At 70.5% G+C, this 14,676-nt stretch carries 14 protein-coding genes; 13 read left to right on the top strand and 1 reads right to left on the bottom strand.

What is annotated here, in order from left to right:
- The first annotated feature begins 59 nt into the window (after positions 1-59).
- Positions 60-794, top strand: a complete 735-nt coding sequence (locus ACFZAX_RS02520) for a class III extradiol dioxygenase subunit B-like domain-containing protein (protein ID WP_390958295.1) — start codon at positions 60-62, stop codon at positions 792-794.
- A gap of 278 nt (positions 795-1,072) precedes the next feature.
- On the opposite strand, the gene ACFZAX_RS02515 is transcribed toward ACFZAX_RS02520, so the two are convergent.
- Entirely contained in the window at positions 1,073-1,366 is a 294-nt protein-coding gene (locus tag ACFZAX_RS02515) for an Rv0909 family putative TA system antitoxin (protein WP_390958293.1), read from the bottom strand.
- Between the two features lie 160 nt (positions 1,367-1,526).
- Here ACFZAX_RS02515 and miaA point away from each other — a divergent pair, with 160 nt between their 5' ends.
- From miaA to asnB, 12 genes are all read left to right on the top strand, one after another.
- Positions 1,527-2,465: a tRNA (adenosine(37)-N6)-dimethylallyltransferase MiaA gene (gene miaA / locus ACFZAX_RS02510; protein ID WP_390958291.1), complete on the top strand. Its 939-nt coding sequence runs from the start codon at positions 1,527-1,529 to the stop codon at positions 2,463-2,465.
- A 584-nt stretch (positions 2,466-3,049) separates the two neighbouring features.
- Entirely contained in the window at positions 3,050-4,060 is a 1,011-nt protein-coding gene (locus ACFZAX_RS02505) for a LuxR family transcriptional regulator (protein ID WP_390958289.1), read from the top strand.
- A gap of 413 nt (positions 4,061-4,473) precedes the next feature.
- Positions 4,474-6,075 carry an AMP-binding protein gene (locus ACFZAX_RS02500; protein ID WP_390958287.1) on the top strand — a complete coding sequence of 534 codons (1,602 nt, stop codon included), beginning with the start codon at positions 4,474-4,476 and terminating at the stop codon, positions 6,073-6,075.
- On the top strand, positions 6,072-6,323 hold the full coding sequence (locus tag ACFZAX_RS02495; protein WP_390958286.1) for a phosphopantetheine-binding protein: 252 nt from the start codon (positions 6,072-6,074) through the stop codon (positions 6,321-6,323). The genes ACFZAX_RS02500 and ACFZAX_RS02495 overlap by 4 nt, the downstream gene beginning before the upstream one ends.
- Positions 6,324-6,335: 12 nt before the next feature.
- Complete coding sequence (locus tag ACFZAX_RS02490; RefSeq protein WP_390958284.1) at positions 6,336-7,376, top strand: amidohydrolase family protein; 1,041 nt, start codon at positions 6,336-6,338, stop codon at positions 7,374-7,376.
- Positions 7,369-8,295 carry a chlorinating enzyme gene (locus ACFZAX_RS02485; protein WP_390958282.1) on the top strand — a complete coding sequence of 309 codons (927 nt, stop codon included), beginning with the start codon at positions 7,369-7,371 and terminating at the stop codon, positions 8,293-8,295. The genes ACFZAX_RS02490 and ACFZAX_RS02485 overlap by 8 nt, the downstream gene beginning before the upstream one ends.
- The gene (locus ACFZAX_RS02480) at positions 8,285-8,563 is read left to right on the top strand and encodes a hypothetical protein (protein WP_390958280.1); all 279 of its coding nucleotides are present in this window, start codon (positions 8,285-8,287) and stop codon (positions 8,561-8,563) included. Before ACFZAX_RS02485 ends, ACFZAX_RS02480 begins: the two co-directional genes overlap by 11 nt.
- 123 nt (positions 8,564-8,686) lie before the next feature.
- Entirely contained in the window at positions 8,687-9,607 is a 921-nt protein-coding gene (locus tag ACFZAX_RS02475; RefSeq protein WP_390958277.1) for a hypothetical protein, read from the top strand.
- A gap of 42 nt (positions 9,608-9,649) precedes the next feature.
- A complete protein-coding gene (locus ACFZAX_RS02470) occupies positions 9,650-10,105 on the top strand; it encodes a GNAT family N-acetyltransferase (RefSeq protein ID WP_390958275.1) in 456 nt (151 codons plus the stop codon).
- A 23-nt stretch (positions 10,106-10,128) separates the two neighbouring features.
- Positions 10,129-11,142 (top strand): hypothetical protein, encoded by a 1,014-nt coding sequence (locus ACFZAX_RS02465; RefSeq protein WP_390958273.1) that lies wholly within the window; start codon positions 10,129-10,131, stop codon positions 11,140-11,142.
- On the top strand, positions 11,139-12,413 hold the full coding sequence (locus tag ACFZAX_RS02460; protein WP_390958271.1) for a cation:proton antiporter: 1,275 nt from the start codon (positions 11,139-11,141) through the stop codon (positions 12,411-12,413). The genes ACFZAX_RS02465 and ACFZAX_RS02460 overlap by 4 nt, the downstream gene beginning before the upstream one ends.
- Before the next feature lie 391 nt (positions 12,414-12,804).
- Positions 12,805-14,643 (top strand): asparagine synthase (glutamine-hydrolyzing), encoded by a 1,839-nt coding sequence (asnB, locus tag ACFZAX_RS02455; RefSeq protein ID WP_390958269.1) that lies wholly within the window; start codon positions 12,805-12,807, stop codon positions 14,641-14,643.
- Positions 14,644-14,676: the final 33 nt, after the last annotated feature.

Here is a 14,676-nt window from a genome sequence, read left to right as displayed (position 1 = left end):
AAGCTGCCCGTGGGCAGGGCCCGCTCTCCCGCGGGGGCGCGGCCAGTACGCTGACCGGCATGCTTGTCGCCGCCGCCGTGAGCCCCTGCCCGCCCCTGCTGGTCCCCGAGGTCGCCGCCGGGGCCGCCCCCGAGCTCGAACCGGCCCGGGCCGCCTGCACCGAAGCCCTCGCCGTCCTCGCCCAGGCCCGCCCCGATCTGCTCATCGTGGTGGGGCCCGCGGCGGAGGGCGGGCGGGGCACCTTCCCCGCCGGGAGCAGCGGGGACTTCCGCGGCTTCGGCGTCGATCTCGGCGTCCGGCTGGGCACCGGCGCCTCCGCCGGCTCCGGGCCCGACGACGGCGCGCCCTCCCGGCCGCTGCCCGCCTCGCTCGCCGTCGGCGCCTGGCTGCTCGCGACGGCCGGCTGGACGGCGTCCCCCGTCGAAGGGCTAGGCGTCGGCGAACAGCTCGCCCCGGAGCGCTGCGCCGAGGCCGGCCGGGGGCTGGCGGAGCGCGCGGAGCGGGTGGCCCTGCTGGTGATGGGCGACGGCAGCGCCTGCCGCACGGTCAAGGCACCCGGCTATCTGGACCCCCGCGCCGAGGGGTTCGACGCCTCCACCGCGCGGGCCCTGGGCGCGGCGGACGTGCGGGCCCTCGCGGAACTCGACGCCCCCCTCGCGTACGCCCTGAAGGCGGCGGGCCGGGCCCCCTGGCAGGTGCTCGCCGGCGCCGCGGACGGAGCGGGCCTGCGGGGCCGGGCGCTGTACGAGGACGCGCCGTACGGAGTGGGCTACACCGTCGCCGCCTGGTCCTGAGCCGATCTGGTCCCGCCCCCGAGCCGATGGTGCTCCCGGTCCCCAGCCGGTGGTCGTCCCGGTCCCGAGCCGAGACGGTCGTCGCCGGTCCGGGGCGCTCCGGCCCGTTCTGAGCCGAGCCGGTCGTAGACGGTCCGGGGCGCTCCGGCCGGCTGTCACTCGTTCACCCGTTCACCCGTACGGGCCCCGCGAACGGGTGACGGCCGCGGAGCCGGGCCCCGCGGCCGTCCTTCTGATCCTCCGTACCGGGGCGCCGACCGGACGCGTCGTGTCCGGCCTCAGTGGGCCGGCGGCGGCGGGGGCGTACCGCCCGTGCCGCCGAAGCCCGTCGTCGGGCCCGGGCCGGGCGCGTCCTTGTGGCCGAGGCGGTCCACCGTGTCCTTCGCCTTCTGCGTACCGCTCTGGATCTTGTCGCTGTACTTGCCCTTGGTCCTCTGGTCGACCGTGCGCGCGGCCTTGTCCAGACCCTGCTCGATCCTGCCTCCGTGCTGGTGCGCGAGATCGCCGACCTTGTCGCCGACCTTCTCCTTCGCCGGTCCCAGCCGGGCCTTGAGATTGTCCAGGAACCCCATGGGTCATCCTCCGTGCCGTGGTCGCTCGGGCCGAGTCAGCTCCCGCACCGGCACTCCTGTCCGGTGCCGCCGATTTTACTCGCGCGGAACAAAAAGTGCGTTGTCGTACAAATGGAGGGATCGGGTCGGCGGGGCGCGGGAGGTTTGGGAGACTGGGGCGGTGAGAAACCCAGTTCCGGCCCCGCGCGTCATCACCGTCGTCGGCCCCACGGCAGCAGGCAAGTCCGATCTGGGGGTGTTCCTCGCCCAGCAGCTCGGCGGCGAGGTGGTGAACGCCGACTCCATGCAGCTGTACCGGGGCATGGACATCGGCACCGCGAAGCTCACCCTTCCCGAACGCGACGGCGTCCCGCACCACCTGCTGGACGTCTGGGACGTGACCCGCACGGCCAGCGTGGCGGAGTACCAGCGCCTCGCCCGCGCGGAGATCGACCGGCTGCTCTCCGAAGGCCGCTCCGCGATCCTGGTCGGCGGTTCGGGGCTGTACGTGAAGGGCACCATCGACGCCCTGGAGTTCCCGGGCACCGACCCCGAGGTACGCGCCCGGCTCGAACAGGAGCTGGCCGAACGCGGCCCCGGCGTCCTCCACGAGCGGCTCGCCACCGCCGATCCCGGTGCCGGCCGGGCGATCCTGCCCAGTAACGGCCGCCGCATCGTCCGCGCCCTCGAAGTCATCGAGATCACCGGAAAGCCGTTCACCGCCAACCTCCCCGGCGAGGAACCGGTGTACGACGCCCTGCAGATCGGGGTGGACGTCGAACGCCCGGAGCTCGACGCCCGGATCGCCCTGCGCGTCGACCGGATGTGGGAGGCGGGTCTGGTCGACGAGGTCCGGGCGCTGGAGGCCGTGGGGCTGCGCGAGGGGCTCACCGCCTCCCGTGCGCTGGGCTACCAGCAGGTGCTGGCGGCGCTGGCGGGCGAGTGCACCGAGGACGAGGCCCGCGCCGAGACCGTCCGTGCCACCAAGCGTTTCGCACGCCGCCAGGACTCCTGGTTCCGCCGCGATCCGCGGGTCCACTGGCTCGGTGGCGGGGAACTGGACCGCGAGGAGCTCCCGGGCCGGGCCCTGACGCTGGTCGAACGGGCGGTCACGCTCTGATCGCCGTGACGCGAGCGGGTCGACCCCCCGGCGCGGCTGCCGCGGACGTCGGGCGCGGCGGTGCACTCCTCCGGCTCCGGGCGGGACGGCCCTGAGCTCCTCCCGTTCGGAGCACGCCGGGCTCGCCGGGCCCTGATCCAGCCCGATCCGGGCGAAAAGACCCTGGGAGAAGGCGGTTCCCCCGCCCCGGGTTCCCCCGCCCCGGGGCGCGTGCGTCCGGTTCGGACGTGCGCTGCGCACGACCGGCGAGCTTTCCTCGTCCACCGCTCCCGGATTTCTGTGGACGCGTCCGGACGGAATCGGACAGGAACGAAGTCCGGCCACATGACCCGGGCGTGCCGAGAAAGTGCGTGCCGAAGGCCTCCGACCGGGTTCTTCCCGTCGTTTTCGCCGAACTCCGCCATCTTTTCGCAGGTTCCTCGCGGTATCCCTGGCCGGAAGTCGCACGGTGCCGTCGACCGGCCCGGTCGCTGGTTCTGTCCACCTGTCGGACGACGCCTTAACACGATCTTCCGTCGGGCTTTATCTTCCCCGTGTCCGGTTACTGCACTGCAGCAAGTTGCCATGGGTGCGAGAAGGCGGAAATGAACACACATGAGGATTTTCCGGGGGAGTTGCTGGACAGCGCACTTCTCCGTCGCGTGTACGGATTCATGCTCGACGACAGCCGGTGTGACGGGGAGGCGCTCGATGTGGAGAAGGCGTGTGTGCAGCTGGAGGTTGCCGAGGAGCACTTCCGCGGGGCGCTGGCCGACCTGGTGACACTGGGCCTCCTGGTGGACCGCCCCGACCGGGGCTTCGTCGCGGTCTCGCCCGACGAGGCGACCACCCGCGTCCTGCTCCCGCTGGAGTCCGAACTGCGCAGCAGGCGCGCCCGGGTCGAGGAGGTCAGGCGGCGGCTGGTGTCGTTCTCACCGGTCTTCGACGCCAGCCTGCTGGCGCGCGAGAACAGGAGGCAGATCGAGCTCATCGACAACCTTCCCGACGTGCGCGAGGCGATCGCCGAGTTGTCGGCCAAGGCGCGCCGCGAGATCCTCACGGCCCAGCCGGGCGGCGGACGCCGTGAGGACGTCCTGGTGGAGGCCGCTCCCCGGGACTACGAAACACTCCGGCGGGGCGTGCAGATGCGCATGCTGTACCAGCACACGGCCCGCAACAGCCGGGGCACCCAGTCGTACGTGGAGCAGGTGACCCGGCGTGGTGCCCAGGTGCGTACGCTGGACGACCAGTTCATGCGCTTCCTGGTCTTCGACCGGGAGTGCGCGGTGTTCGCGAACCCGGCGGACCCCGCCGGCGCCGTGGTGGTGCGCAACCCGTTCGTCATCGCCTTCATGGTCGAGACGTACGAGCGCCTGTGGCTGACGGCCGAGCCCTTCGAGGCCGACGGGGACGTCCAGCCGGAGATCATGGACGACCTCAAGGACGCCATCGTGCGGCTGCTGACGGCCGGGATGACGGACGCGGCCGTGGCCCGCCGGCTCGGCATGTCCGTGCGCACCTGCCGACGCCACGTGGCCGAGATCATGACCACCCTCGACGCGGAGAGCCGCTTCCAGGCCGGCTACCTGCTGGCCCTCCAGGAGCAGCCCAAGTGACCCGTGGCGGCGCGCCGGTGCCGTCGCGTCGCCACAGTTCCTTCACGCGGCTGGCCCGATTGATCCCTCCTCGCTGCATGCGCCCCTTTTTATTCTCGTGGACATCAAGTTGCCATGCAGCTTGATGTCCACCGTTTCTCCACTACTGGGCCCGTGGTCCTGGCACTTTGATGTCATAGCGGTGAGCGGCCCGCGGCGAGGTACGGGGAAATTCGCGAGAGCCGACCACCAGGCGCAGCAACGGACTGAGTGAGGGGCTGGACAGTGAATCGCTTCAGCAAGGCGACTGTTGCGGGAATCGCGATCATCATGGCCATCCTGGGCAGTGCAGAGGGAGCTTCGGCACGACAGCAGGAATTGCCCGCGAGTGCGACCACCGCCCAGGCCGGCGACACCGGCTGGGGATAAGCCTCGTGTCGACTTCGCTCAATGATCTGTACCAGGACCTGGCGGAACACCCCGAACGCCGGATGCGCTTTCTGTCGCTCGCCGGAAAATCCGTAACAAAGAATTTTCCGCAGATTTACGAGGACGTGCTGGAACTCATGGACGAGTTCCGCGAACGCGGGATCGGGCCCGGCGACCTGGTGGGTGTCACCGGTCCCAACTCCTACGAGTGGGTCCTGGCCGACCTGGCCCTCCTGGGTCTCGGCTGCGTCCCGGTGGCCCTGCCGCTGGGGCAGCGGGCCGACGCCGCGGCGCTGGGCGGACTCGCCGAGAGGTACGGCCTCGTGGCGGTGCTCACGACCTGGCCGGCGGTGCCGGAGTCCGCCGTGCCGGACGGTGTCGCGGTCCTCGGTGAGCGCCCGCTGAAGTTCGTGCGCAGGAACGTCCCCGACGGCGACCGGCAGGAGCTGCCCGAGGACGTCTTCACCATCGCCTTCTCGTCCGGCACCGCGGGCAGCAAGAAGGGGCTGCTGATGTCCGCGAAGGGCGTGGAGAACACCATGCGCACCTCGGCGGAGGCGTGGCGGCTCACCGCCGACGACGACCTGCTCGTCGTCATGCCGTTCTCCAACTTCCAGCAGCGGTACCTGTTGTATACGGCCGTCCGCTACGGCACGGACGTGACGGTGGTCGCACCGGAGCGGATGTTCCAGAAGCTCAGGGAGCTCCGGCCCACGATCGTCCTGGGGCCCCCCTCGTTCTTCGAGCTCGCCGCCAACCGGGTCGGTTCGGCCGGCCTGCGCGAGAGGTGGCCGTACCTCCTCGCCACGGCCCTGCACGCGCTCGCCCCGGGAGGGGCGAGCCGATGGCTGCGCACCCGCCTCGGGCGCCGCTGGATGGACATGTACGGCTCACGGGTGCGGCTGATGTTCACCGGGTCGGCTCCCGTACCGCCGCGCACGGTACGGGTGTTCCAGCGCCTCGGCGCACCGCTCTTCGAGGTGTACGGGAGCACCGAGATCGGCTGGATCGCCTTCAACCTGCCGGGGCGGCACCGGATCGGCAGCGCCGGCCGCCCGGTCGACGGGATCGACGTGGACGTCGCCGACGACGGCGAGGTCACCGTCCGCACCCGTCATCCCCAATGCCTGGGTTACGTCTTCGAGGGGGTGGAGACGCAGGACGCGGTCTTCCTGGGCGACGACCGGATCGTGACCGGCGACCTCGGGGCGTTCGACCGGGCGGGCTTCCTGCGGCTCAAGGGCCGCAAGAAGAACGTGATCATCACGCGCAGCGGCGTCAAGATCAACCCCGAGGAACTCGAACTGGACCTGGAGAGGGCCTGCCCGGGCGCCCGGGCGATGGTCGCCTCACCCGACGGCAGCGGGCTGCTGACCTGTGTGGTGTGGCTCGACGGCGAGCGGCACGACGACCGGAGGGCGCAGGTCCAGGCCTACCTGGACGAGTCGAACGCCAGGCGGGAGCCGGCGCTGCGCATTTCGGAGACGGTCTTTCGTCCCTCGGACGAACTGAGCGTCGAAAAAGGGCTTTTGACGAGAAATTTCAAGTTGGACCGAAACGCGGTCATGCGAAGGGTCTTCACCGAACGGACCGGAGTGGGACGTTGAACACGAGTCAAGCGAGTGACGAAGAGATCTGCGGGATCATCGCGAGCGTCATACCGAAGAAGGCGGCCAAGGGCGGTGTCCGTCCCGACATGAGCTTGCGGGGCGACCTGGGAATCGACTCCCTCGCCCTGATGAGCATCGTCTTCGTCCTGGAGGAGAAGACCGGCATCGACGCGTTCGCCCGGGTCGACGCCTTCGTCGCCGCCGAATCGGTGTCGGACATCATCGACATCGTCCGCAAGGGCTGAGGGGCGCCGGCCATGAACGACGCCCCGAGCAACGAAGAGCCCCGGAACGGCGACACGCAGAAGATCATCGACTTTCACACCCACATCGCCTCCGGGATGTGCTTCCCCCCGTCGTTCAACGACGGCGTGGTCGACAACATGACCGTCGCCCTGACGAGCAGGGGCCTGCCCGTCACCCGGGACAAGGTCGCCCGCATGCACGCGGGCACCCTGACCGACCCGCTCTGCGACGAGCTGGTCAAGCAGATGGACGAGGCCGCCATCAGCGAGTCCGTCCTGCTGCTGCCCGACTTCACCTACGCGCTCCGGGACAGCACCCACTCCATCGAGGAGCTCATCGACCACCACCGGGCGGTCGTCGAGCGCCACCCCGGACGCTTCCGGGTGCTGGTGGGGGTCGACCCGCGCTGGGGCGCCGACGGGCTCGCCCTGTTCGAGCGGGCCGTCGTGGAGTACGGGTTCGACGGCATGAAGCTGTACCCGCCGTGCGGCTACCAGCTCTCGGACGAGCGTCTCTACCCGTACTACGAGATCTGCGCGCAGTACTCCCTCCCCGTCCTCTCGCACATCGGGGCCACCTCCCCGGTCCTCGACTTCGAGATCGCCCAGCCGATCTACGTCGACAAGGCCGCCAGGGACTTCCCCGGCATCGACTTCGTCCTCGCGCACGGCAGCGTCCACTACCCGGACGAGGTCGCGATGCTGTGCAACAACCGCCCCAACGTGTACGTGGACGTCAGCGGATACGAGGCCTTCGGGGCCACGGCCCTGCGCACGCTCTTCAGCCGGGGCATCAACCACAAGGTCCTCTTCGGCACCGACTGGCCGGTTTTCCGCCTCCAGGGCCGGCAGCTGAGCCTGGTCGAGAAGCTGGAGAAGGAAGGGGCCTTCCCGGAGTCGATGAGCGACGCCGACCGGGACCTCTTCTTCCACGGGAACGCGGCACGGCTGCTCGGCAAGAACAAGCTCAAGCAGGCCGCGTCCGGCCCCACCGCCCCACCTTTCCTTCCCTCCCTCCCCACTCCGGTTAACGAAGGGCTTCGACGTGTCTGAAAGCACGACCGGGAACGAGTTCCTCGGCCTCACCGACGAACAGATCAAGTTCTTCCAGGAGAACGGCTTCGTCGGCCCGTTCGACCTCTACGGCGAGGAAGAGGCCCCACTGCTGTGGAACCAGGCCATGATCGAGATGGTCACCTCGCAGAACAAGCCGCACAACTCGACGGTCATCAACTACGACCGCCACCTGGACTGCGACACGCTGTCCGAGCACGTGGGCCGCCCGGAGATCGTGCACAAGCTGCGCAGCCTCATCGGCGACGACATCCTGTGCTGGAAGACCAACATCTTCAAGAAGGCCCCGGGTGACGCGGGCACCGGCTGGCACCAGGTGGAGACGTTCGTCGTCGGCGACACCACCACGGAGGCCTCGCCCTCCCTGAAGTACACCGAGGAGGGCGAGGCGTACACCCAGGAACTCACGGTCTGGACCGCGTTCTCCCCGGCGGGCAAGGAGAACGGCTGCCTGCGCTACATCCCGGGCAGCCACAAGAAGTGGTACTACGACGAGTCCAAGCCGCTCACCTACGACGTGGAGAGCAAGTCCCACGACTTCTTCGGCTACGACTACTCCGAACTCCAGCTCGACAGCGACTGGAACCCGGACGACGAAGAGATCTTCGAGATGGAGATGAAGCCCGGCCAGTTCGTCATCTTCCTCGCCAAGTGCATCCACGGCTCGCTTCCCAACGTCAGCGACACCACCCGCCTCGGCTACGCCTCCCGCTACGTCTCACCCTCGGTGAAGGTGTACGAGGAGGTGGACAGCCTCAGCGAGTTCGGCGACACGATCAGCCTCGACTACCACGGCAGCGTCCTGGTCTCCGGCGAGGACAAGTACGGCCACAACCGCATCCACGCGCAGAACCTGAACGGCGTGCCCTTCAAGAAGGTCGAGACCGATGAGCGCTGACGACCACCGCGCGAAGTTCGCGGACTTCCTGCGGACCCAGCCCATGACGGCCGGCCTCACCCGCGAGGACGTCGAGCGCGCCACCACCCGTGAGGAGCTGGGCATCAGCTCCCTGAACATGATCCTTCTCCTGGTGAACTACATCAAGGAAGAGGCGAACGACAGCGTCCAGTTGCGCCCCGAGTGGGTGTCCCGGCTGGGTTCGGTCGACGGCATCGTCTCCGTCGTCCGCGAGATCGACGAGAGCGCGCTCGCCGCGGCGAAGTGACACCCACCCCAGCGCGCACGAAGCGGCCCCGCAACGCCGAAAGGCGCGGGGGGTCCACGACGGCGCGTACCCGGATCCGGCGTCCCCCGGCCGCCGGATCCGGGCCCACGGAAACGGGAGACAGTGACTGACGACCAACACATCGCCCTCGGCTCCTTCGCGTGCACCTTCGGCGCCCTGGAACGCAAGGCGGAGGACATCCCCGAGTTCGAGCGGCTGTGGCGCGAGCAGTCGTCGGACACCGAGTTCGCCGCCATGGGCTGCCGGACCTTCCGCAGGTTCTCCGGCCCGGTCGAGGACCATGTGATCGAAACGGTGCGCGCCACCCTGCGGGACGGGTCGGTACGGCCCGCGGACGTGGACCGCATCGTCTTCGCCACCAGCGACGCCCGCCTCGCCTCGCTGCGGCCCGACTTCGCCGGCGAGGTGCTCGCGGCCCTCGGACTGGTGCACTGCGTACCGGTGGTGCTCTCCTTCCAGCAGTGCTGCAGCTCGCTCGCCGCCCTCGGGCACGCCCGGGACCTGCTGGCCGGGGAAGGCGTACGCAACGTCGTCCTCGTCTCGCTCGACTTCACGCCCGACGACGCCGACCGGGTCAGGTCCTTCGCCCTGTTCGGTGACGCCGTCGCCAGCTGCCTGCTGACCCGGGACGAGGGCGTGGTGCGCCTGCTGTCGACCGCCGTCGGCGTCGACCACGCGGGCTTGCGGGGCCAGGACTCCTTCGTGTCCCGCCAGCAGGTGGCGCAGTCCTCGCTCGCCACCGCCCTGGGCGGGCACGGCCTCGCGCCGAGCGCGGTCACGAAGGTGTTCCCGACCAACCTCTACCGGCCGGTGGCACTGTTCAACGCCACCATCGCCGGTCTCGGCCGGGAGCAACTGCACTTCACCGGACCGCTGGAGAAGTACGGTCACTGCGGCAACTCCGACTGGATGATCAATCTGGCCGACTACCACGACCAGGTCGGCATCCGGCCGGACGAGACCTACCTGGCCGTGTCCTCCGCCCCCGGCTTCTTCGCCTGCGCGCTGCTCGCAGGCGCCTGAGGGGCCGGACCACCCTGCAGACGAGACAGCGAAGGCGAGAAGATGAAGATCTCAGTGGACGACCTCTCCGGGCGGGACATCGCCGAGTTCCTCCAGGCCCACGTGGACGAGATGCGGGCGATCACCCCGCTGGAGAGCAAGCACGCCCTCGACCTCGACGGACTGCGCGTGCCCGACGTCACCTTCTGGACCGCCTACGACGGTGACACCCTGATCGGCTGCGGAGCCGTCAAGCGCATCGAGGAAGGCCACGCCGAGATCAAGTCGATGCGCACCGAACCCACCCGCAAGCGCACCGGCGTGGCCTCCCAATTGCTCGCCCACATCATCACCGAGGCACGCGGCATGGGCTACCGGCGCCTCAGCCTGGAGACCGGAGCCACCGACTCCTTCGCCCCGGCCCGCGCGCTGTACGAGAAGTTCGAGTTCACCTACTGCGGCCCCTTTGCGAACTACCGGGAAGACCCCAACAGCGCGTTCATGACGCGCCTCCTGTAGCGCCCACCCCGAAGGCGACGTCGATGAAGGACATTCCCCACCCCTACGACACCGCGCTGTACAGCCGGCTGTTCCTGAACTGCTTCCAGCGCCAGTCCCTGGTGATGCTCGCCGAGCGCGGCCGTCCCGTGCACCAGCTGCTCTTCCGCGGCCTGGTCAGCACGGACGAGATCCTGCGGCAGGCCGTCAGGGAGCAGCGCCCCAAGTACGGCTTCGAGAGCGGCATCGCCGGGCGGGACGACCTCGCCCTCATCGGCGTCGTCAAGGAGGAGGCCGCGTTCGACTCCTACGCCGACGCGCGCGCCCTGCTCCTCGACGTCGTCGCCCAGGAGGGCTTCGCGATCCTGGTCGGCGACGTCTTCTACTGGCCGCACTGCCCCGAGTACCGCACCAAGCACCTGGTGCACACCATCGTGCTCACCGGGTACGACTCCGACACCGGCGTGTGGCACCTCGTGGACGACAACCCCGCGAGCCTGCTGTGCTCGTACAGCTACCCCGAGGACGTCATCGCGGCCTCCTTCGACAACAACGAGCTGCGCCGCGTGCGGTACTTCACCACCAAGGACCTCGACCCGGCAGGGGCCCGACAGGGCACCGGTGAGGCCTTCGCCGCCCTCCTGGCGGAGCACCGGGACAGCCACGCCCTGCTGACGGGGGTGGAGGACCTGATCTCCTGTCGCTGGATCGCGCCCGAGCGGGTCTTCGCCCTCCTGCACGCCGCGTTCTCCCTCCACCAGGGCTCGCGCATCGCCCTGCGGGAGTACCTGCGGCACGCGTCCGGCGACCCGGTCCTGGACGAACTCCTCGACCGGATCGTGCGGGGCGGGGCGGACGGCATGAACCACATGCTCCTCGCCCAGGTGACCGGAGCGCTCGACGTCCGGCGGACGGCGGAGGTGTGCCTCGCGCTCCAGCAGGCCGAGGAGGAGCTGCTGTCCCGGCTGCGGTCCGCCATGGGCGTCACCGCGACGGGCCCCCCGGAAAGAACCACGACCACAACCGGCACCGAGGCGGAGACCGGAGGCGGGAGATGACGGAAACGCAGGCGGCGGTGCTCCTCGCCGACATCGCCCTGATCATCGCGGTGGCCCGGTTCGCGGGCCTGATCGCCCGCCGCCTCGGCCAGCCGGCGGTCATCGGGGAGATCGCGGTGGGCGTGCTGCTCGGCCCGACCCTGCTGAACGGGACCGTGGCCGCCACGCTCTTCCCCGCCGACATCCGGCCCTACCTCGGCGCCGTGGCCAACCTCGGCCTGGTCCTGTTCATGTTCCTCATAGGCCTGGAGTTCGACTTCGCCCGGCTGCGCGGCTCGGGCCGGGTCACCGGGGCCGCCGTCCTCGGCTCCACCCTCGTCCCCTTCGCGCTCGGCATCCTGCTCGGCTGGTACCTGCTGCGTTCGTACGACCCCGGCCACCGCGTCGCCTTCGTCCTCTTCATCGGGGTCGCGGTGTCGGTGACGGCCTTTCCGGTCCTCGCCCGCATCCTCGCCGACCGGGGCATGAACGGCACCTGGCTCGGCGCCGTCGCCCTGTCCGCGGCGGCGTTCTGCGACCTCGCCGCCTGGACGACGCTGGCCGGCCTGCAGGCCCTGGCCGGAGCGGGCGGCACCCGCTGGTGGCTGGTGCTGCTCTCCGTCCCGTACGTCCTCGTGCTCTTCCTCGTCGTACGTCCCCTGCTCGCCCGGTTCCTGGCCCGGCGGGGGAGTGAGGAGACCCTGTCGGCCGGTGACGTCACGGTCGTCGTCGCCGCGGCCCTCGCATCGGCGGCGCTCACCCAACTGCTCGGGCTGCACTTCGTGATCGGCGCCTTCCTGTTCGGGCTCGCCATGCCCCGGATGCACCCGGCCCGGCACGAGGGCCTGCTGCGGCGCACGGAGCACACCACCACGCTGCTGCTCCCGGTCTACTTCATCGTCGCGGGCCTGAAGGTCGACCTCTCCGGCCTCGGCGCCGACGGGCTCGTCCAGCTCGGCTGGATCATGGTCGTGGCGGTCACCGGGAAGTTCGCCGGAACCTGGCTCGGCGCCCGCTCCCAGGGCGTCCCGGCCCGCAGCTCCGCGGTCCTGGCCGGCCTGATGAACACCCGGGGGCTCACCGAACTCATCGCGCTCGGCGTCGGCCTGGAGGCCGGGCTCATCGACGAACGGCTGTACTCGCTCTTCGTCGTCATGGCCGTGGCCACCACGGCGATGACCGGCCCGCTGCTCGGCCGCCTCATGGGGCGCGACGACGGCTCCCCGCCACTCCTGGACCCGGACCTCGCCGTACCGCCCCGCGAGCGTGCGGTGGCCGGCACCGGCCGGTGACCCCGACACGGTGCTGGGCACCGACGCCGGCCCGTACGCGCCGCTGCCCGCCGGGGGCGACGACGCTGCCCGACGAGCGGCGACAGCCGGCCCGGAGCCGCGCCCGCCACCACCCCGGAGGATGTCTGATTTGTCTCCATGGGCATCAAGTTGCCACGCAACTTGATGCCCACGGCGGGGCGATCTGCCACACCGCGCGATCTGGCACAGTCGGTCTCGGCGCCGGACCGGGCCGGAGGACGATCCCCGGTTTCCCCGCCCTTCCGAACGGCCCGCACGGGGCTGCGTTCCCGGCCCTGACCAAGCCGCCTCCCGCGCCGCCGGCATCCTCAACACCCCGCGTTCCCGCATTGCTTGAAGACAGTTCTTCGTACTCCTGGAGGTGAACCGCATGAGTGGCGTGGTGGGCTGGATCGACTTCCGGCGCGACCTGGGCGACCAGCTCGGCGTGGTGCGATCGATGACGCGGACGATGGCGCACAGGGGCCCCGACACCGAGGACGTGTGGATCGGCGGGAACGCCGCCGTCGGCCATCGCGGCCTGGCCACCGGACGCCCCGACGACGTGCGCCCCGCGCGCATCAGCCTCGGCGGTGACACCGTCCACGTCGCACACACCGGCGAGGTCTACAACGGCGACGAACTGCGCCGCGACATCCAGGCGGCCGGCGGTGCCCTGCGCGGCGGCTCGACCGCCGAAGCGCTCCTCCAGGCCTACCTGCTGTGGGGCACCGACTTCGTGGAGCGCGTCAACGGCGCCTTCGCCTTCGCCGTCTGGGACGGCCGCACCCGGCGACTGCACCTCGGCCGCGACCGGGTCGGCGTCAAGCCCCTCTACCACCATCCGTACGACGGCGGGGTCCTCTTCGCGTCGGAGCCCAAGGGCATCCTCGCCAACCCCCTGTTCCGGCCCCGCCTGGAGCTCTCGGCGCTGCCCGTCGTCCTCCAGCCGCGCCTGGCCCGGCCGGGCGAGACGCCGTTGAAGGACCTGTACGAGGTCGAGCCCGCCCACGTCGTGACGTACACCGCGAGCGGGGTCACCCGGCGGCGCTACTGGCAGCTGGTGAGCGAGCCGCACCACGACACCTTCGAGGAGAGCGCCCGCACGGTCCGCGAACTCCTCGACGACACCGTGCGCCGCCAGCTCACCACCGGCGTCCCGCTCGGCGCGATGCTCTCCGGCGGCGTCGACTCCACCTCCGTCGCCGCCCTCGCCGCGAGCGCCCTGCGCAAGGACGACCCGGACCGGCGACTGGCCACCTTCTGCGTGGAGTTCGAGAGCGACCCGGCGCACTTCGTGGCCACCGAACTGCGCCCGGACATCGACGCCCCGTACGCCGCCGAGGCCGCCGCGTTCATCGGCACCGAACACACCACGCTCACCGCCTCGGTGCGGGAGCTGCTGGACGTCGTCCCCGCCACCCGGCGCGCCCGCGACCTGCCCGGCTGGGGCCAGTTCGACGCCTCGATGTACCTGATCTTCCAGCAGATCCGCGCCGACTGCCCCGTCGCGTTCACCGGTGAGGCCGCCGACGAGGTCTTCGGCGGCTACCCCTACTTCTTCAAGCCCGAGGTGCTGGCCGCCGACCGCTTCCCCTGGCTCTTCGACGGCCCGAAACTCTCCCGCTACCTCGTCCCCGACCTGCTCGCCGAACTCGACCCGGAGGAGGACGAGCGCGCCCGCTACGCGGACGTCCTCGCACGCGTCCCCCGGCTCGCGGGCGAGAGCCCCGAGGAAGCCCGGATCCGGGAGGTGTTCTTCCTCGGCCTGGCCGGACCGCTTTCGGTGATCCTGGACCGCAAGGAGCGCATGAGCATGGCCCACGGGCTCGACGTCCGGGTGCCGTTCTGCGACCACCGGCTGCTCCAGTACGTGTGGAACGTGCCCTGGGAGCTCAAGTCGCGGGGCGGGGTGAAGGGGCTGCTGAAGGCCGCCATGGCGGACGTCCTGCCGGCGAGCACCGTGAACCGCAGGAAGAGCGCCTACCCGCACGTGCAGAACCCCGCCTACGACCGGACCCTCGTCCAGGAGTCGACGTGGATCGTCAACGACGACGCCTCGCCGCTGAAGCCGCTGTTCGACACCGGGCGCACCAACGGCCTGATCCAGCAGATCTCCGCGGGCGCCGTCCACGGCGAGCTGCCCGGCGGCTCCAACCAGGCCGCGATCCTGATCCAGCTCGTCGAGATGCGGCGCTGGATGGACGAGTACCAGGTGTCCCTGCCCTGATCCGCCCGGCCCCGTGACCGTCAGACGGAACCC

The organism is Streptomyces sp. NPDC008125 (assembly GCF_042957125.1).
Taxonomy (GTDB): Bacteria; Actinomycetota; Actinomycetes; order Streptomycetales; family Streptomycetaceae; genus Streptomyces.
The sequence above is the reverse complement of the archived record's forward strand: the minus strand, read 5'-3'. Positions and strand labels throughout refer to the sequence as shown.

Excerpts from the sequence above, each read along its gene's own strand:
- ACFZAX_RS02520 (WP_390958295.1), top strand. The coding sequence starts at position 60 with ATGCTTGTCGCCGCCGCCGTGAGCCCCTGCCCGCCCCTGCTGGTCCCC.
- ACFZAX_RS02515 (WP_390958293.1), bottom strand. The coding sequence starts at position 1,366 with ATGGGGTTCCTGGACAATCTCAAGGCCCGGCTGGGACCGGCGAAGGAG.
- ACFZAX_RS02505 (WP_390958289.1), top strand. The coding sequence starts at position 3,050 with ATGAACACACATGAGGATTTTCCGGGGGAGTTGCTGGACAGCGCACTT.
- ACFZAX_RS02490 (WP_390958284.1), top strand. The coding sequence starts at position 6,336 with ATGAACGACGCCCCGAGCAACGAAGAGCCCCGGAACGGCGACACGCAG.
- ACFZAX_RS02480 (WP_390958280.1), top strand. The coding sequence starts at position 8,285 with ATGAGCGCTGACGACCACCGCGCGAAGTTCGCGGACTTCCTGCGGACC.
- ACFZAX_RS02470 (WP_390958275.1), top strand. The coding sequence starts at position 9,650 with ATGAAGATCTCAGTGGACGACCTCTCCGGGCGGGACATCGCCGAGTTC.
- ACFZAX_RS02465 (WP_390958273.1), top strand. The coding sequence starts at position 10,129 with ATGAAGGACATTCCCCACCCCTACGACACCGCGCTGTACAGCCGGCTG.
- ACFZAX_RS02460 (WP_390958271.1), top strand. The coding sequence starts at position 11,139 with ATGACGGAAACGCAGGCGGCGGTGCTCCTCGCCGACATCGCCCTGATC.
- asnB (WP_390958269.1), top strand. The coding sequence starts at position 12,805 with ATGAGTGGCGTGGTGGGCTGGATCGACTTCCGGCGCGACCTGGGCGAC.